This is a genomic window from Streptococcus oralis subsp. dentisani (assembly GCF_002860905.1).
In the GTDB taxonomy this organism is placed as follows: Bacteria; Bacillota; Bacilli; order Lactobacillales; family Streptococcaceae; genus Streptococcus; species Streptococcus oralis_BA.
On the sequence record NZ_PKIG01000001.1, the window covers coordinates 306,398 to 324,690 of the forward strand.

Here is an 18,293-nt window from a genome sequence, read left to right on the forward strand (position 1 = left end):
GGATTTTTTTACTACAAGATAGCTAATACTCAACGAAAATCAAAGAGCAAACTAGGAAACTAGCCGCAGGTTGCTCAAAACAGTGTTTTGAGGTTGCAGATGGAAGCTGATGTGGTTTGAAGAGATTTTCGAAGAGTATAAAAGAGTCGGCTACAAACCAACTCCCTTACCTTTATTTAACATGTTTTGCAAGTTCTTCTTGCGCTTTTTTATTGGATTCTTCTTTTTCTTTCATCCATTTTTCTTGAGCTTTTTGATACTCATCAACTCTCACTGGTTTATCTTGTACATCAAGGTATTTATACAAAGTGGCTTCGGTCGTACCCTTGTTACCAGAGTATGCAAACGGAAGTGTAAATGGTACCATCTTAGACAACATTGGACGACCAGTTTTAGAAGTTGTTGGGATGATCAAAGCACTATCTGTCAACCAAGCTTGGGCAGCTGCATATTTTTCATAACGTTTTGAAATGTCTTTCACTTCTGCATCAGCTTCAACAACCATTTTTTCGTAGTCTTCCAAACCAACTTGTTTAGCTGCTGCATTATTTGTACCAGCATCAAATCCTAGATAAGTCTTTGTACTTTCCCCTACAGATGGTTTGAGAATATCAAGGTAGGTAGATGGGTCAATGTAGTCTGGTCCCCATCCAACGTTATCTGAGACATCCCAATCTTGTCCTGCAGCCGTTTCAGCAAAGTAGGTAACATTGAGAACTTCATCTTTTTGAAGTTGTTGGATATCAATGACGACATTGTCAGTTCCTAATGTTTCTTCAAGTGATTGTTTAAAAGATTGGACACGTTGAACTTTTGTTGTATTGGTTTGGTCAACTGGCATATCCAAGTGGATTGGGAATCGAACACCTTCCGCTTGGAGAGCTGTCTTGGCTTTAGCAAACTCTGCTTTCGCTTTTTCAGGATTGTAGAGTCCATCCTGAGCATCATCCAAGTTCACGTTGCTCCATTCGTCACCATAAGTCACCAATTTGTCTTTGACCATTTCGCCAAAGTTCTTTCCATCTGCCTGTACAAATGTAGGAGGAACAAACAAGTTACGAAGCAGTTTAGTTGCCCCATTCGCACCATTCACTTGAGAAGCATAGGCTTTTCTATCAAAACCAAAGGCAAGGGCTTGACGGAAATCTTTGTTTAGAAGAGCTTTCTTGGTTGATGTTTTTTCTTCATCCGTTGTCTTAGAAGTGTACTTATAAGACTGGCGATCAATATTAGTACCTACTAAATAAGTAGTAGAATCTTGTGGTGTATAAACGATGTTGTCTTTAAACTCTTTTTCAAGTTCAGGATAACTTGCGCTTGTCGGGAAGAGACGAGCCATTGTAAAGCTTCCATCTTTGAAGTTTTCTGCAAGTTTTCCTGTATCTTGACCATCCCAGAATGAAAGTTTTACCTTATCAATGTGAACATTATCCTTATCCCAGTAGTTAGGATTTTTCGCAAATTCAACGGAAGATTTAGCCACAAGAGATTTTAACAAATAAGGACCATTATAAAGGATACTGCTTGGATCTGTTGCTTTCCCAAAATCATCTCCCTTAGAGTTTAAAAACTCTTCATTAACTGGTGCTAAGACACCCATTGTTGTTTTAGAATTCCAAAAACTTTCAGGTTTGTTCAAAGTGTATTGGACTGTTTGATCGTCAAGAGCTTTAATCCCAACTTGAGAGAAATCTTTATTTTCCCCTTTAGCATAGGCGTCCAAACCTTTAATTGAATCCTGTACCAAGTAAAGGGCTTCTGATTTCTTATCTGTCGCATACTTAAGTCCTGTTACAAAGTCTTGAGCTTTCACAGGCGCATACTCTTCTCCTTCAGATGTGTACCACTTGGCATCTTTACGGATTGTATAAGTGTAAGTCAAGCCGTCCTTAGATACAGACCAATCCTCAGCTATAGATGGCACAAAGTTACCATAGCGGTCATTTTCAAGCAATCCATCAATCACATTACTAGTAATGTCAGTAGTTGCTGCCTTACCAGTTGTCAAGTAGTTCAGGTTATCTGGATCTGTTTCGTAAACATAAGAAAAAGTTTTCTCACCTTTTGCACTAGACCCTGAGCCAGAGCAAGCAGCTAAAACACCAGTTGCTAATAAAGTTACTCCCGCAAGGGCCAATACTTTCCTTGTTTTCATAGTATTCTCCTTTGTTTTTTTTATTCATTATAGACCCTTTTTAACGTCCTGTCAATAGAATTTTCTGAATTTTAGAAAATTATTTTTTAAACAACAACTTTGCAAAAATATGAATAATGTCAAAAAATCCCTCAACTACATTACATAGTCAAGGAATTTTTTATACTATTTCTAAATAATAACTGGGAGTCAGTTTTACTTGTTTAATCTAACTCATTTCTCACGCACTGCAAAGCTGCTCCAATTATCTGGTGCATATCGTAATAACGATAGTGTCCTAAACGGCCACCAAAGATAACATTGCCTTGCTCATCAGCCAATTTTTTATATGATTTATATAAATGATTATTACGATCATTATTTACTGGATAATAAGGCTCATCACCTTTTTCCCATGTTTTAGAATGTTCTTTAGTAATAATAGTCTTTTCTTGGTTCCCAAACTCAAAATGTTTGTGTTCAATAATGCGAGTATATGGGGTATCAGCATCTGTATAGTTGACAACTGCATTTCCTTGGTAATTCTCCATATCCAAGGTCTCGTTTTCAAAACGAAGACTGCGGTACTCTAGTTCACCCAACTTATAGTCAAAGAATTCATCAATCATACCCGTAAAGACAATATTAGGGAAGTCCTTCATATATTGCTCTTTATTCGCGAAGAAATCAACATTTGTTTCTACATCAATATTTTCATGATCCAACATTTTTTCAACTATTTGAGTGTAACCACCAATTGGAATTCCCTGATAGGTGTCATTGAAATAGTTATTATCATAGGTCAGGCGTACTGGCAAACGGCGAATGATAAAGGCTGGAAGTTCTGTAGTTGGTTTGCCCCACTGTTTCTCTGTATAATCTTTGATTAATTTTTCGTAGATGTCTGTACCTACAAGAGAGATAGCCTGTTCTTCCAAATTTTCAGGAGTCTTGCCATTTAAAACTGCACGTTGCTCATCAATCTTAGCTTGTGCTTCTGCTGGAGTTACAACTCCCCAGAGTTTATTGAAAGTATTCATATTAAAAGGAAGGTTATAAATCTCACCCTTATAGTTTGCAACAGGAGAATTTGTGTAACGGTTAAACTCTGCAAACTGGTTTACATAATCCCAAATCTCCTTATCAGAAGTATGGAAGATATGAGCACCATACTGATGAACTTGAATTCCTTCCTCTTCACGAGTATAGATATTACCCGCGATATGATTTCGTTTTTCAATGACTTTTACTTTTTTTCCTTTTAAGGCTGCTTCATGGGCAAAGACTGCACCAAAGAGACCAGCACCAACAACAAGATAATCGTACATATACTCCTCGCCATTAAAATTCTTTTACTGATTATTTTTTAGGCCATTAGATAATATTTTATTTCAAAAATATCCTTATTTTCTATTTAATTGTATTATTCCTTCATTAAAGAATTTTATATAATCAAAAAGATCAATATCTCTTTTTCCTACTAGTTTATTTCTATATCCTAGTAGATTTTTCACTTGTATTTTACCATTAATTGTTTCATTAGTTTTTGGAATATGTATGGCAGATTTTATTTCTGGCATCTCCTTACTTACGAACACAACTTTATTTTTATAGGATAAATTATCAAATTCCAATATATCTTCATATGTACATCCATCCCGCTCTATCATGAAAATAAATAGATTGTCGAAGTTTACCCTTCTCTTTCTTTCATTCCATTTATCTTTCAATTCTGAAAAATTTCTATAATGTGATCCATGTATCTCTATATCATTACATAAAGCGATAGGATAACTACCTGCCCATTGTTTCTCCACTAGTGGTTGTTCAAAATAGAAAGGTAAATTCTTACAAAACTTAACAAATGAGCTGGGTTCTATAAACAAGTTTACTGTTGGAGACATAAACTTAAGGCCTAATTTATGACTTATTACACCTCCAAGACAGTTAGAGCTTATGATCGTAAAGTCAGAATTTTTTAAATCTAATCTTTTCTTCTTAATCATATTAAATTCTAATGCTTTTAAAAAATATTTTATCATACTATTCTTAACTCCATATAAATCTTATAAAACAAATAATATTATTTAATATTAACAAACAGTCAAAACTAATTTCATGTTATTCTTACCTCTACAGTAAATTAATATTTTTCTCATTCATATAATTTCTAAGTACTAATAAACCTTCATCATTATAATGCAATCCCTCACTTGTATATTCATATTTCAAATGATAATCTTCAGAAAATTCTTTGTTTATATCGATTAACCTTATTTTGTTCTCTCTTGTAAAGTCTTCTAACCATTCATTTAACTCTCTAACTATTTCGTTATCTACACTATGCATACCCGATTATTGTTAGAGTTAGTTCTATATTTCTTTTATCTGTTTCTAATAATAATTTTTTGTCATTCTCTTTTATTAGACTAGAAAAATCATTCTATTGCTTATCTTACTTCTTGTTTGTAAAATTCTTTCAAAGCATCTTGCCAGGTTGGAATGACAAATCCAGTAGCTTTAGCTTTAGTCAGGCTCATCGTTGAGTTTAGGGGACGTTTAGCTTTGGCAGGAAATTGACTGGAATCTACTGGCTTGATTTTTACATCCGTATCTTTCAAAATTTCAACCGCAAAGTCATACCAAGTTGTGTCTTCTGTCGCATCATTTGACAAATGATAATAACCAAATTCCTTGCGGTTTTCAGCTAGGTAGGTCATAAATTCAGCCAAGGTACGAGTCCAAGTCGGACGACCATGCTGATCATTTACAACTGTTAAAGTCTTATGAGTTTTCGCAAGATTTTGCATGGTAAAAACGAAGTTTTTGCCATAATTTCCAAATACCCAGGCAGTACGGATAATATAGAAATTAGACACATACTTCTCAACTAACTCTTCTCCCATACGCTTAGTACGACCATATTCTGTCTGTGGATCTGGTCGGTCATCAACTTCCCACTCTTGTCCAACTGGTTTCTTACCGTCAAAAACATAGTCGGTAGAAATATAAACTAGAGTTGCACCATGCTTTTCAGATGCTTTCGCAACATTTTCTGTACCAGTAACATTGATGGCAAAATCCAACTCTTTTCCTTCATCCTCTGCTGCATCAACAGCGGTGTAGGCTGCACAGTGGTAGACTAAAGTCGGTTTCACCTCTTCAAAAACTTTCTCAACCATCTCTGCATTGGTAATATCCATCTCAGCCACATCAACAGCAACGTATTCTTCATTACGCTCATCTAACAAATAACGAAGTTCCGTTCCTAATTGGCCATTTGCCCCTGTAATTAAAATCATCTCTATCCCTTTCTTATTTGCAACTCTTCCCAATATAGCAATAAAAAGCAGCGATTTCCTGCTTTTTATACTGTAATAATCTCCTGAGTCTTAGCATAATTGGCTTCAACAGCTTCTTTCTCTGCTTTCCACCATTCTTGGTTATCTGTATACCACTTGATTGTTTCCTTGAGCCCAGCTTCAAAGTTGGTAAATTCAGGTTTCCATCCCAACTCATCACGGAGCTTGCTTGCATCAATCGCATAGCGAAGGTCATGTCCTGCACGGTCAGTAACATGATCATAGGCATCCTCAGTTTGTCCCATTTCCTTAAGGATAAGTTCCAAAACTTCCTTGTTGTTTTTCTCGCCATCAGCCCCAATCAAGTAGGTTTCACCAATTTGCCCTTTTGTCAAGATTGTCCAAACACCTGAAGAATGGTCATTGGTATGAATCCAGTCACGAACATTCTTACCTTCACCGTAAAGTTTTGGCTTGATTCCACTTAGGATGTTAGTAATCTGACGTGGGATGAATTTTTCAATGTGTTGATAAGGACCGTAGTTATTTGAACAGTTAGAAATCGTTGCCTTGACACCAAACGATCGTACCCAGGCTTTGACAATCAAATCTGAAGCAGCCTTAGTTGATGAGTACGGAGAGCTTGGGTTGTATTTTGTTTCAGCAGTAAATTTCTCACCTGGTCCTTCACCATGACCTGGCAAATCCTCACGTAGAGGGAGATCCCCATAAACTTCATCTGTCGATACATGGTGGAAGCGAATATCATACTTACGAGCAGCTTCCAAAAGAGTATAGGTTCCGATGAAGTTGGTATGGATAAATGGTGATGGATCATTCAATGAATTGTCATTATGACTTTCCGCCGCATAATGAACGATAGCATCTGCTTTAACTGCCAACTTATCCACCAACTCCGCATTAGCAATGTCACCAACAACTAACTCAACACGATCACCTAAAATTTCCTCAATATTAGCACGATTTCCAGCATAAGTCAACTTGTCCAAGACTGTCACGTGAACTTCTGGAAAATTCTTGTAAACATAATGAACAAAGTTAGAACCGATAAAACCTGCTCCACCTGTCACGATAATTTTTCTGTATTCAGTCATATTCTTTCCTTTTTACAAATCTTCTTTTTTCAAAGGTTTTACATCCTTAAGTAGTGGATGATTTTTATCTGCTTCTGAAACCTCTGCTTCTGCAAGATTTTCCCATTCAATGCCAAGGCTTGGATCAGCGTAGTTCACAAAGGCATACTTGGGTTTGAGTTCAAGAGCCCAGTAGTCATTGACCAAATAACTATAAGAAACTGTATCTGATAGGACTTGGAAACCATTGGCCACACCTCTAGGAACAAAGATTCCCTTACTTGCATCAATTACTGTTTGATAGGTATTTCCGAAAGTTTCACCCTCGCGTAGATCAACCCAAGAACCCAGAACTTTCCCACCATCTGCTACAGAGATGTACTTATCCCAAGGTTCTGCGTGGAGGCCACGGAGAACATTTTTACGTGAGAAGGATACATTGTTTTGCAATTTTCCTTCTGCAAAGAAAGACTCTGGAAATCCAAGTGGGAGCATTTTTTCCTTTTGGAAATTTTCTTTAAACCAGCCACGATTATCGCCATGAATAGGGATATCAAACTCCAGCATACCTGGAATTGCATCAACCTTGCGTGCTGCAAGCGTCTTTCCGAAAAAATTATCTGTCATCTATGCTTCTCCAATCAAACGAAGCAGATACTGCCCGTATTCATTTTTCTTAAGTGGTTGGGCTAAGGCCAATACATCTTCGCGACTGATATAGCCCATACGGTAAGCAATTTCTTCTAAGTTTGCTACCTGAACATTTTGCATTCGTTGCACTGTCTCGATGTACTGTGAAGCCTCTAGTAAACTTTCATGAGTGCCAGTATCCAACCAAGCAAAGCCACGTCCCATAACCTCAACGGATAAGTCTCCACGATCTAGGTAAGCCTTGTTAACATCTGTAATTTCCAATTCACCACGCAGGCTTGGTTTTATATTTTTGGCAATTTCTACCACATCATTATCGTAGAAATAGAGGCCTGTAACTGCATAATTTGAACGAGGGTGTTCTGGCTTTTCTTCGATAGAAATAGCGTTCATGTCTTTGTCAAACTCAACAACACCAAAGCGTTCTGGATCCTTCACGTGATAGCCAAAGACAGTCGCTCCTGAATCCTTGTTTGCTGCCTTTTGTAACATCTTAGAAAGACCAGGACCGTGATAGATATTGTCACCTAAGATCAGAGCAACGCTATCATCACCAATAAATTCTTCACCAATAATAAAGGCTTGTGCCAAACCATCTGGACTTGGTTGCTCTGCATAAGACAATTGAATCCCAAACTCAGAGCCATCTTGAAGAAGTTCTTTGAATCGATGCAAATCCTGTGGAGTTGAGATAATCAAAATATCTCTAATCCCAGCCAACATCAATGTTGAAAGTGGGTAGTAAATCATCGGTTTATCATAAACCGGCATCAGTTGTTTTGATGCAGCTCGAGTCAAAGGATACAAGCGAGTTCCTGAACCACCCGCGAGAATAATACCTTTCATAGTGGGGTACCTTTCTTTGTTGTTTTAGAGTCAATTCCTATTAATTGTGTACTGCTCTAAAAGGAGAACAATCATCATATTTTTTCATATTATTATCTAAAAATACAGAAAAAACTCTTCTTTATCTATAAAAATTCACTTACTTCATATTACATTTAGCATGAAATAAGCGAATTCTACTTTGTTTGCATACAATTAAAAATCAATTCCTAAGGATGTTTCAAATAACTGTGTAAGAGGCATAATTTCACCATTTCTTAATTTTTCAATGCTAAATTACATAGTAATCAGAGATCCATTAAAAATCTCTAACTTCCTCATCGTAAAAAAATGACAATGAGATACTTATTGATTTCAATTAATTAACAGAATACGAACTAGACAAGTGAGTGCGTCTCCTTAACAAACACTTCCAAGCGTTTACTTTCCTCATTCAGTCGTCGTAATCTACGACTTACATCATCAGATAAGTCATACTCACCATTTAAAATAGATAAAATATGTTGTTTTTCTTCTTCAGTCTTCTCTTCAATAAGTATATCTTTAAAAATTACTACCATTATTCTTACCTCACTTCGATGGTTAAAGTGTCGTTACTTTATTCTATCAAACGTAAGGCGCAAAAACAAGCCATAATCCGATAGAATGGGTATCTCTCTACTCTCAAGTAATTAGACACAAAGACCACAATTTCTTATGTCAGCATTGTTTAATAACATTTCATTCTGACAGATCTTCTTTTATCTTTGTCGTTGATATTTCTTTTGTTCTAGGCAAATAAACTACTTCAACACCTTCTTCTTCAAGATAATCAAATTTACCTTTCCAATCATCACCCATTACAAAAGTATCAATATGGTACTCTTTAACATCTAACTTTTTCTGTTCCCAACTAGTTTCAGGGATTACTAGATCTACATATCGAATAGCTTCTACTAAATTTTTTCTGTGTTCATAGTTAAAGTAACATACTTTATTCTTTTCTTTTAAATTAAACTCATCACTTGAAACAACCACAATCAAGTAATCACCTAGTTGTTTAGCACGTTTCAACAGATTGATATGACCATAATGCAATAAATCAAATGTACCATATGTTATAACTCTTTTCATTCAAAGAACTCCTTTTTCATCATTTATAAAATTCTAATTTTTTCAGTTGATAACCCTATTGTTTTTTTATTTTTTCTTCAATCCAATTAGCACACTGTAATGATGCTTTTCCTCTATCAAAACGAACGTCCTCTAATTCATACAGACGAACTTTTTCATCATATTTACTTCTTTCAAAATCTCTAATAATTTCTATCAACTCATTGTTATGATACGCTCTTGGAAATGGCAATTTATAAAAATTATTATCCAATGGTCTATCGTTCACATACCTTTGATAATCTGGCAAATACAGAAATACTGGACGATTTAATAACATAAAATCAATCGAAGATGACGAATAATCCGTAATCATTACATCTGCACTCATCATCAAATCCTGAGGATTTGAATAGGTTGACACATTTATACAGTTTGTATCCTGTAAATTTATAAAACTAGAATCAACAATTGGATGAAGACGAACTAATATTTTTACATTTTTTCTAAATTTGTTTTGAAAAGCATGTATTAGTTTCGAGTAATCTAAATTATAGGCATCCAACGATCCATCATCTCTGAACGTCGGCATATACAAAACCACCAGTTCATCTAAATCAATATCAAATAAACTTCTAAATTTTATGTTTGTAGTTTTGATTTTTTCACTTTTAAAAAAATCATCATTTCGAGGTAATCCAAATTCAAGAAACTCCACATCCTCTGTCAGCCAAAAATTATTTTGCATCCCCAAAGTTTGAAAGTGCCGACTTGATACGATACCGTCTGTAATCTTTCCATCATACTTCGCCATTCTAAGATAAGTTTTTTTTAGGCTCCCTGCAACACTTTTTTCAATTAACTTTACCCCATCTGAGCCATGCCAAGTTTGAAGATAAATCTGTCCTTTACGCTTCCAAGGTCGATCAGAACAGCGAATATTATCTACCCAAACTCTAGCTGTTAACCATTCATAGAAAGAACGGAAACTTCCATATTTTACTACACGAACACCTTTTGGGACAGAAATTTCTCTATCTTTTGATATCCATACAAGATCTAGATTCTTTTCTCGAGAGACAAGTTCTTCAAGTATATACTTGGGATTATCTCCCAAACCTCTACCACCAAAATTATCAAACACTATTTTATTAGACTGAATAGATAATAAATTCAACGGTAATGTAAAGACTTTTTTTAATAAATTTTTTATATAAAATTTCATATTATTTTTATAAATTACTATTATTCATTAGTGAATTCAAATTTACGGCGTAAGAGCGTAAATTCAAGAAATAAATATTTTATAGTTTCTGAGTTTCTAATTCTGTTTCCGTACTAGTTAAAGAAAAGAGCAGTAGATTTAGGATCCATAAAAAATTATGGTAAATCGAAATATTATCCGTAAACCATATCAGCAGCTGAAACATTGTCAAGACAAAATATATGAATGATTCTTTATGACCAATTTTTACAAATATACGTTTGGCATTTCTATAAAGGAGAGTATAAAAATAAATAAATAATCCTACAAATCCTATCTCAATGTAAGATTTCAAAATGTCATTATGAATCCCCATTGATCCTGTAAGACCATTGATATTTAAAGTCATCCAATTATTATCCATCCATTTTGATACAAAGCCTACCCCTTTCCCCATAAATATAGGCGCAAAGCTATAGGTTGATTCAATTCCCTTCCATAAATCTGTTCTAGCCATCGAATTAATATTATGTTCTTGAATAAATGTATATATAAAGCCAGATTTAATACTATAAATATAAAGGAATATTCCTGTTATAAATACTAAGGAAAAGGCATTTAATAAACTTAAAATTTTTCGTTCTTTCCCTAGTTTGCTCACTTTTTTATAATACCAATAAATTACTAAAAATACTGGTATGATAATTAACATACTCAAAAATACGATTCGTTTAAGACTTAAAAAGAGAATAATAAGAGCTATTAAGATCTTACGAAATACTGCAGAAAAACTATTTTCTTTTATAAAATATTGATACAGATAGTACAGAATAAAGAGAGCTGTAATTGGTGCTACTTCATGCATTTCTAGCACCGAACCATTGAAACTATCATCTGTTAACATCAAAATAAATTGACTAAGTCCTCCTTGACTATAGGCAACAATGATACTAGTTAAGTAACTAAGTGATATTGCTGTAAAAGTGTAATCTACTACTTTTTGTCCAAAAAATTGAAAAACAACCATAGCTTGAAAAATAGCTAATAAGCCAAAAATAGTCATACTTGACAATCTACTAAAATACCCACTAAATTGAACTGGATTCATTACATCTAATAAAACTGAGTAGAAGAAGAGAACAATTGTTGGCATAGCTAATATCTTAGCAAGATGTAATAATTTTTTATTAACAAAAATAACCTTTCCGAGGCTTACTAATAATAAAATGAATAATACAATAATCAAAATACCAATATAATATTTTGTCATGTATGTTACAGGATACAGATGTTGTCTATCTGTAGCTAATTCTAAATACACTAACAATATATACAATACCGCGATTGGATTAAATTTAAACTTCACTATTACTTCCTTTTAAATAAATGAGTACGTTCTAAAAAATTTGTTCGTAAACCAATAATTAAGCTATTTTTTGAAGAAAAGATATACAGAATCAGTAAACTAATATAAATGAAAGCTCCGACTATAATTTCAATAATAAGTGTAAGCAGCGATGTAGGTAAAATACTTGAAATAAGAATTAAAACCATATACATTACTGAACCAATAAGAAATAATATCCCAGCATTTATCAGATATTCTCTGATATGTAAATAATTTCTAGCAATCCACGTTTGATAGCAACATAGAACTAACTCAGCAACGATTGTTCCTATAACAGCTCCCATTGCTCCTATCTTCGGAATCAAAATAATATTAATCAAAATATTAACAATGGCTCCATAAAGCAAGGATATCGTATATTCCTTGTCAAAACTTCGTGGAATTAAAAACTGGGTTCGAATGACATTTCCAAAAGCCGAAAATACTAAAGCCGGTGTCATTCCTGCAATAATTTGGCTACTTGCCCTAAATTCTTCACCCCAATAAACAGGAGCAAAGGTTGCAGAGACTCCTGCTAAACCGAAAGCACAGCCCATTGTAATCACTAAAACGACCCACATCGTTTTAGCAACATATTCTAAACTTTTTTGTTCATCACCTATACTCAGTAAATGTACTGTTCGAGGCAACATTACAGCTCCAAAGGCTTGAATCAAAGCTTTTGGAATACTAATAATCTTATCTGAATTCTCATAAAAAGCAGTTTCCTTCAAACTACTATACATCCCAAGCATTATTTTATCTAAAAACGAAAAAATACTAACCGCTAAGACTGGGAAAAATAAAATAACAATAGGTTTTATATGTTTCTTTATTTTTCCAAGGCTAGGACGCACAAAAGTTACTTGTTTTAATAAAAATGGCCATGTAATCAATTGACCAAGCAGGGTACTCCCCGCCATTATAAAGGTATATAAATAGATATCATTAGGGCTTTTTACAAATGTAAAGATAGATATCAAAGTTAATAATTTAACAAATGAATTCCTAGCAACTGTAATACGAAACTCTTCAAGACCATAAAAAAACCAACTAACATCTGTTGCATACGATAAAACATGTAGTACTTGGATATAGGCTACAATCTGAAAACTATTCACAAATACTATTGCATAAATCAAATATGAGACGGTCATAACTAGTGAACACGTTAACTGAACCGCGTAAATATTCGAAAATTCCTGATTCAAATGTTCTCTACTTGTTCGTACCTGTGCTATTGTCCGATTCCCATAATTAGAAATCCCCAACATGGACAGAATCATAAAGTAAAAAGCAACGGAATAGGTAAAAGAATAAACTCCAATTTGCTCTGCACCTAACACACGAGCTAAGTAAGGTGAGGTAATAAACGGTACTATTACAGCTAAGATCTGATATAGGACATTGTAAACAATGTTTTTCTTTAAACTAGGCAAGATTCTCCCCTCTACTGATTCAGTAAGTAACTGTACAAACTCTCAGATTTATCATTGTAATTTTTTTTATAATTTAATTTATGAAAATCAGAAATTTGACATAATTGCTGGTAACGTTCCTTTGAAAAATCATTATTTAATTCATCAACCATTATATGTGGTGCTGCGTTCGTGTAGGTGGGTACAGACTGCCAAACATCCGAATAATGTTCAGCTACAATCGTGAACAGCAAATGAAAAACAAAATAATGTATTGCAATATTCTCTCTACACCAATATTCTACTAGCAACTTCTTCACAGATAGTATTAAAGGGTGATTTGCTGTTGAAGCAATCATCCAGCTTGATGATGAAATATTTTCTTCGATTGAAGATAGACTCTTATACATAAAAAATGGATTTTTTTCAATTAATTCCTTAATTGTACTACCAGTGCAATAAACTGTGGCATCTAACCAAATACCTCCATATTTAGATAAAATCTCAACACGCAAAACATCTGAAAAATTTGCGTTATTTATGATACCTTTATTCCACTTATACAAAATTTCTTCAGGAATTGTTACATACTGTTGAATAGTCTGAGCCGTTAATACTGTAATTTTATAATCTGGAAATTCTCTTTTAACAGACTTATAACATGATTTCACCAAATCTGGAGCATTCTCCATACCTTGAAACCAGCAAATCCAGATTTGCTTGGGAACTTTTTCTGATAAGTATGATTTATCAAAAGAGTTTGAAATTAAAGAACCGTATTTCTTTTTTAGTATTCTGTAGGCCCTATCTTCAAGTTGCACTTCTCGAATAGCCTTACTCCGAATCCACCACAAGGGCCAACGGTTACGTAAGGCGTGAATAACAACAGGAAAAAACGTTCCATTTTTTAAAGATAGTTTTAATTTTTCTATATTCATCGCCATAAAATCTATACACTCCGATTCCGATATTTTAATAAGGTTAAAGCTAAAAGCAACATCGACATATTATACTTAGCTAATACACAGATCAAACGTTTAGGAAAAGGTAAACGATGGATTGGATAGTGATACAAAACTGCTTTTGAGATAGGATCCTTACAAATCTGTCTAATTCTTTGCAAGCGTTTATGAATTCTAGAACTTTTATATAAGGATTCCTGAAAAATACATAAACGAATATTAGCAATTAAAATTCTCTCGATTCTTTCTTCCAAAATTTCTTGATTAGGTAATCCCTTAACTCTTTTTAATTGCTCGTTATACAAGATTTTATCCAACTCAAATCGATCTTCTTTATATTTCATACTTAAAGAACCAAAGTTTTCACGATAGTAGTATAAAATATCTGGGATAACAAGGGCGGATGTTGCTAATTTTAAACAATCAATTTGAAAAATAGCATCTTCTGAAATGAATTCTCTTTCCGAATGAAATAATAGCCCTTTATCCTTAAACAAAGAACGTTTATATACCCCTTTCCACACTGAAACACCTATCTTTCCATCTCCAATAAATTCTGGTGGTGAAGATATTACATCTGGTAAAAGTTCTGTGAAAATTGAATTATTTTTATAAAAAATGGAATCTAGGCTCTGATCAAGTGGTCCTATAATATTTCCTTCATTATCCACTCGATAAAAATTTTCACTATAAATCACGTCTGCATTAAAACGTTGTAAGTATGTATCATAAATTTCAAGCATCTCATATGAGACATAATCATCCGAATCAACAAAGACAATATAATCTCCTGTACAATTTTCAATACCTGTGTTACGTGCAAAACCAAGACCTTCATTGGTTTTATGTATTACTTTTATCCGATGATCTTTTTTTCCCCATTCTTCACAAAGACTTCCAGATGTGTCAGTAGAACCATCGTTTACCAAGATAAGTTCAAAATCTTTAAAAGACTGATTTACAAGAGTATTTAAACATTGAGATAAATAATTCTCTACATTATAAACTGGAACAACTACACTAAATGTAGGCATAAATTCTCTTCCTTTCAGAAATAGTTAAACACTATCTATAGGCCAGTATTCTAGCTGGTACTCCACCTATGATAACATTATCTGGAAACTGCTTAGTGACAACAGCATTCGCTCCAACAACACAACCTGAACCAATGCTGGACCCATCCAAAAAAACAGCTCCAGCACCAATCCAACAATTATGTCCTACTGAAATTCCCTTTCGAGATACACCTTGTTCAAGAATGAGTTTATCTAAATCACTATAATTATGATTTTCAGCATGAAAACGAACATTCTGACCTGCGATAACATTATCACCAATTGTGATACCTCCAGCAGAACCAAATAAACTATATTCTGAAAAAGATGAGTTCTTACCAACTTTCAAGCCAATCCCCATATTTTTTATAGATCCTGTTCCAATAATTTGAGAATAATCTCCAATCTTCACATTATCTGCAAAATGGATTCCTTCTTTCGACAGTGCATCTATGGACACCTTTTTACCAATTCGAACATTTTTCCCAACAAATAATTTACGCTTTGCTAAGATAGAAACTCCTTGTCCAATGAATAAACGCTTCCCCTTTTGACCAAATCCGATTCCACGTACAAATCCACGAAAGAGTCCAAAACCATAGTTCATACCTCTTTGTAGTATATACGCCATGGGTACATCAGGGTGAATGTCTACTGCTTTTCCTGTAATCTTTTTTATTAAGCTCTCAACTATCATTTATCACTCTTTCATAATACTGAATCACTTCTTTCGAGTGTTCATCTATAGTTTTTAATTTTGTATTTTCTATATCATTTTCTATAACTTTAACTACTAAGTCATTCTGATTTTTAAAAACATGTGTTTCTGGAAGTAAGTCTTTTGATCCAACATTTTCACTCACAAAAACATTTACCCCATAGGATAATGCTTCTACTGTTATCAATCCAAATGTCTCCTTCCACTTACTTGGAACAATAAGAATATCAATATTTTCATAGACACTATCAATCGTTTCCTTGGTAAAATATCCTTTTTGTTCAATGAATGAAGGACATTCTTCATTTGGAAAGTGACCATAAGTTGCAACTTCGTATAACTCTAGGTCTAAAGTTTTAGCAAACTCAATAAAATCAAAATATCCTTTATATTCTTCATCCGGACCAATATAAGCGACTCGAATTTTATCATTTGTAGTTGTCAATCTTTGATGCTGTTTAATTGAACTATTTGTTATAGATAATACTGTACTTTTGGTTGGTTTAATTTCATTTTGCTCATATACATTCTTTGCTAGACTACTATTAAACAAATAACCATCTATCAAATGGAACATCTCATTATAATAGTGTCGAAGCTCACTAAAATCTTGCTCCTCAATAACATCTCGAATAACTAAATTCTTTTTAGATTTTGGATTTTTCCCTAATAGTTTCAAAAGTTTACGAATAGTAGGATAAAATGAAATCTGAAAAAGTCTTAGTTTTTTCACACTTAAAGCATTGGAAGACATAATATTCCATGTTAAGTTTGTATTTTTATCACTATAATCCACCCCATTAAAATAGAAATGAGGTACGGGCGCTAATCCATAATAATCATGGCTCGTAAAAACAACTCTAATATTCATGTTTTTAGCAATCTCGATGAATTCTTTATGTAATCCCATAAACGAATGAATATGGATAATATCGGGTTGTACTTCTTCTAAAAAAGTACTATAAACATTTTTATCACAAGGGGTCATGAAAGCAATTGGACTGGATATCCCCCAAAATAGAGCCAGAGGTAAGCTATTAAGCAGTTCATAACACTCAAACTGTCTTGATGATACCTTCTTTATTCCTACTTTTTTCGAAAGTAACCGAATATTACCAGGATATAGGGCAATCACTTGATGACCTTGAGCAATTTGCTCTAGTATTAAATCCTCAGCATATTTAATCAAGCCACCTGTTCGCTGAGGTTGAAATCCTAAAGTATAATGTAATATTTTCATTTTTTAAATAAATTCTCGTAGTCTGTAACAATCTTTTCCCAAGTGAAAGCATCCGCAATTCTCTGATTTGATTGTCTATCTAACTCATCAATCATTTTTTCATTAAATTGTTCAACTTCCTCAATCACTTGTGATAGTTCGTCTTTTTCCCAATAGATCGCACTTTGCTCCCCAACTTCGCGATTAAAACCAACATCGAGTAGTAAATTTAACTTTGTTGATGCTAATGCTTCCAGTAGCGAAGGATTTGTCCCCCCCACTTCATGCCCATGGAAGTAAGCAAAGGCATTCTCACGAATATACTTCAGAAGTTCTTGGTCGTAGACTGTCCCTACAAATTTCACTCGTGAATCTTTATCAAAACCAGTTTTTGCCAACAACTGATTATAAAATTTATTCTGTTCTACATTTGTAATTAAAACAAAGTCCTTATTAGAGTTAGAAGCCAAAAAGCCACGAATCATAGATTCATAGTTATTCTCTGGAACAAATCGTCCTACAACTAGATAATACTCGTTCTCAGAAACATTCTTCTCTTTGAACCAAGAACGTACTTTTTCGTCACTACTCTTTAATATGGAGCGTGTTGTATCAGTCCCATAAGCGATATAGGTTGTCTTAGGTTGATACTGTTTATAATCTTCTTGGATATATTTTTCAATATTCTTACTATCACACACTAAAAGATCTGCATGTTTGACCATAAGACCTTCGGAAATTTTCCAATAACGACGAACTGGAGCGCTCCACTTAGCTCGTAACCACTCGTGACCATCTGGATTAACTAGAAGAGTCCCACCTATCGCCTGAATTTTTTTCTTAATCCCACTGATGAGAGGACCAATACGACAAGCTAATATATAAAAGATAGGAGCTTCATCCTTATTTTCTTTAGCAATTTCAATCGCTTTGTTAATTGCTGCTATATCATATGCTATGGCTCGCGCCGGACCAATATTGGGGACATCGACGTTATAACAGATAGCACCATTATGTTCAAAAACATCCTCAGTAATCCCTGATTTTGCAGAGTTTTCACGCATACAAGCCACATAATATTGGATAGCCTTGTCTTGTTGGAAGGCTGTTAATTTTTCAACAAAAGTTTCAAATCCTCCATACTTAGCAGGAATTCCTTTTGAACCAATGATATAAACTGACTTTTTCATTTCTCTCCTAATATGATGGAT

18 protein-coding genes are annotated in these 18,293 nt (G+C 34.0%); all 18 read right to left on the reverse strand.

Features of this window, described 5'->3' with window-relative positions; translation table 11 throughout:
* Window positions 1-172: 172 nt before the first annotated feature.
* A complete protein-coding gene (locus tag CYK16_RS01520; RefSeq protein WP_101776524.1) occupies window positions 173-2,155 on the reverse strand; it encodes a peptide ABC transporter substrate-binding protein in 1,983 nt (660 codons plus the stop codon).
* A gap of 203 nt (window positions 2,156-2,358) precedes the next feature.
* Window positions 2,359-3,462, reverse strand: a complete 1,104-nt coding sequence (gene glf / locus CYK16_RS01525) for a UDP-galactopyranose mutase (protein ID WP_101776525.1) — start codon at window positions 3,460-3,462, stop codon at window positions 2,359-2,361.
* A 75-nt stretch (window positions 3,463-3,537) separates the two neighbouring features.
* Window positions 3,538-4,140, reverse strand: a complete 603-nt coding sequence (locus tag CYK16_RS01530) for a DUF1919 domain-containing protein (protein WP_180948728.1) — start codon at window positions 4,138-4,140, stop codon at window positions 3,538-3,540.
* A gap of 127 nt (window positions 4,141-4,267) precedes the next feature.
* Window positions 4,268-4,483, reverse strand: coding sequence for an SGNH/GDSL hydrolase family protein (locus CYK16_RS01535; protein ID WP_033680691.1), 216 nt, complete (start codon window positions 4,481-4,483; stop codon window positions 4,268-4,270).
* Between the two features lie 101 nt (window positions 4,484-4,584).
* Window positions 4,585-5,436 carry a dTDP-4-dehydrorhamnose reductase gene (gene rfbD / locus CYK16_RS01540; RefSeq protein ID WP_101776526.1) on the reverse strand — a complete coding sequence of 284 codons (852 nt, stop codon included), beginning with the start codon at window positions 5,434-5,436 and terminating at the stop codon, window positions 4,585-4,587.
* A 65-nt stretch (window positions 5,437-5,501) separates the two neighbouring features.
* Window positions 5,502-6,551: a dTDP-glucose 4,6-dehydratase gene (rfbB, locus tag CYK16_RS01545; protein WP_101776527.1), complete on the reverse strand. Its 1,050-nt coding sequence runs from the start codon at window positions 6,549-6,551 to the stop codon at window positions 5,502-5,504.
* 12 nt (window positions 6,552-6,563) lie between these two features.
* Window positions 6,564-7,157 carry a dTDP-4-dehydrorhamnose 3,5-epimerase family protein gene (locus tag CYK16_RS01550; RefSeq protein ID WP_101776528.1) on the reverse strand — a complete coding sequence of 198 codons (594 nt, stop codon included), beginning with the start codon at window positions 7,155-7,157 and terminating at the stop codon, window positions 6,564-6,566.
* Window positions 7,158-8,027 (reverse strand): glucose-1-phosphate thymidylyltransferase RfbA, encoded by an 870-nt coding sequence (rfbA, locus tag CYK16_RS01555; protein ID WP_101776529.1) that lies wholly within the window; start codon window positions 8,025-8,027, stop codon window positions 7,158-7,160.
* A gap of 377 nt (window positions 8,028-8,404) precedes the next feature.
* On the reverse strand, window positions 8,405-8,587 hold the full coding sequence (locus CYK16_RS01560; RefSeq protein ID WP_101776530.1) for a hypothetical protein: 183 nt from the start codon (window positions 8,585-8,587) through the stop codon (window positions 8,405-8,407).
* 160 nt (window positions 8,588-8,747) lie between these two features.
* On the reverse strand, window positions 8,748-9,140 hold the full coding sequence (gene tagD, locus CYK16_RS01565; protein WP_033680698.1) for a glycerol-3-phosphate cytidylyltransferase: 393 nt from the start codon (window positions 9,138-9,140) through the stop codon (window positions 8,748-8,750).
* Window positions 9,141-9,195: 55 nt separating this feature from the next.
* Window positions 9,196-10,344, reverse strand: coding sequence for a CDP-glycerol glycerophosphotransferase family protein (locus tag CYK16_RS01570; RefSeq protein ID WP_101776531.1), 1,149 nt, complete (start codon window positions 10,342-10,344; stop codon window positions 9,196-9,198).
* A 79-nt stretch (window positions 10,345-10,423) separates the two neighbouring features.
* Entirely contained in the window at window positions 10,424-11,689 is a 1,266-nt protein-coding gene (locus tag CYK16_RS01575) for an O-antigen ligase family protein (RefSeq protein ID WP_101776532.1), read from the reverse strand.
* A 2-nt stretch (window positions 11,690-11,691) separates the two neighbouring features.
* On the reverse strand, window positions 11,692-13,149 hold the full coding sequence (locus CYK16_RS01580; RefSeq protein WP_101776533.1) for a lipopolysaccharide biosynthesis protein: 1,458 nt from the start codon (window positions 13,147-13,149) through the stop codon (window positions 11,692-11,694).
* 11 nt (window positions 13,150-13,160) lie between these two features.
* Window positions 13,161-14,072 (reverse strand): capsular polysaccharide synthesis protein, encoded by a 912-nt coding sequence (locus CYK16_RS01585; RefSeq protein ID WP_101776534.1) that lies wholly within the window; start codon window positions 14,070-14,072, stop codon window positions 13,161-13,163.
* A gap of 5 nt (window positions 14,073-14,077) precedes the next feature.
* On the reverse strand, window positions 14,078-15,124 hold the full coding sequence (locus CYK16_RS01590) for a glycosyltransferase family 2 protein (protein WP_101776535.1): 1,047 nt from the start codon (window positions 15,122-15,124) through the stop codon (window positions 14,078-14,080).
* Between the two features lie 31 nt (window positions 15,125-15,155).
* Window positions 15,156-15,842: an acyltransferase gene (locus CYK16_RS01595; RefSeq protein WP_101776536.1), complete on the reverse strand. Its 687-nt coding sequence runs from the start codon at window positions 15,840-15,842 to the stop codon at window positions 15,156-15,158.
* Window positions 15,832-17,103: a glycosyltransferase family 4 protein gene (locus CYK16_RS01600; protein WP_101776537.1), complete on the reverse strand. Its 1,272-nt coding sequence runs from the start codon at window positions 17,101-17,103 to the stop codon at window positions 15,832-15,834. Before CYK16_RS01600 ends, CYK16_RS01595 begins: the two co-directional genes overlap by 11 nt.
* Window positions 17,100-18,272 carry a beta 1-4 rhamnosyltransferase Cps2T gene (gene cps2T, locus CYK16_RS01605; protein ID WP_101776538.1) on the reverse strand — a complete coding sequence of 391 codons (1,173 nt, stop codon included), beginning with the start codon at window positions 18,270-18,272 and terminating at the stop codon, window positions 17,100-17,102. Before cps2T ends, CYK16_RS01600 begins: the two co-directional genes overlap by 4 nt.
* Window positions 18,273-18,293 lie beyond the last annotated feature (21 nt).

Coding starts and splice junctions, on each gene's coding strand:
- CYK16_RS01560 (WP_101776530.1), bottom strand. CDS start 8,587: ATGGTAGTAATTTTTAAAGATATACTTATTGAAGAGAAGACTGAAGAA.
- CYK16_RS01595 (WP_101776536.1), bottom strand. CDS start 15,842: ATGATAGTTGAGAGCTTAATAAAAAAGATTACAGGAAAAGCAGTAGAC.
- cps2T (WP_101776538.1), bottom strand. CDS start 18,272: ATGAAAAAGTCAGTTTATATCATTGGTTCAAAAGGAATTCCTGCTAAG.
- CYK16_RS01600 (WP_101776537.1), bottom strand. CDS start 17,103: ATGAAAATATTACATTATACTTTAGGATTTCAACCTCAGCGAACAGGT.
- CYK16_RS01530 (WP_180948728.1), bottom strand. CDS start 4,140: ATGATTAAGAAGAAAAGATTAGATTTAAAAAATTCTGACTTTACGATC.
- tagD (WP_033680698.1), bottom strand. CDS start 9,140: ATGAAAAGAGTTATAACATATGGTACATTTGATTTATTGCATTATGGT.
- rfbB (WP_101776527.1), bottom strand. CDS start 6,551: ATGACTGAATACAGAAAAATTATCGTGACAGGTGGAGCAGGTTTTATC.
- rfbD (WP_101776526.1), bottom strand. CDS start 5,436: ATGATTTTAATTACAGGGGCAAATGGCCAATTAGGAACGGAACTTCGT.
- CYK16_RS01570 (WP_101776531.1), bottom strand. CDS start 10,344: ATGAAATTTTATATAAAAAATTTATTAAAAAAAGTCTTTACATTACCG.
- CYK16_RS01550 (WP_101776528.1), bottom strand. CDS start 7,157: ATGACAGATAATTTTTTCGGAAAGACGCTTGCAGCACGCAAGGTTGAT.
- CYK16_RS01590 (WP_101776535.1), bottom strand. CDS start 15,124: ATGCCTACATTTAGTGTAGTTGTTCCAGTTTATAATGTAGAGAATTAT.
- glf (WP_101776525.1), bottom strand. CDS start 3,462: ATGTACGATTATCTTGTTGTTGGTGCTGGTCTCTTTGGTGCAGTCTTT.
- rfbA (WP_101776529.1), bottom strand. CDS start 8,027: ATGAAAGGTATTATTCTCGCGGGTGGTTCAGGAACTCGCTTGTATCCT.
- CYK16_RS01520 (WP_101776524.1), bottom strand. CDS start 2,155: ATGAAAACAAGGAAAGTATTGGCCCTTGCGGGAGTAACTTTATTAGCA.
- CYK16_RS01535 (WP_033680691.1), bottom strand. CDS start 4,483: ATGCATAGTGTAGATAACGAAATAGTTAGAGAGTTAAATGAATGGTTA.
- CYK16_RS01585 (WP_101776534.1), bottom strand. CDS start 14,072: ATGGCGATGAATATAGAAAAATTAAAACTATCTTTAAAAAATGGAACG.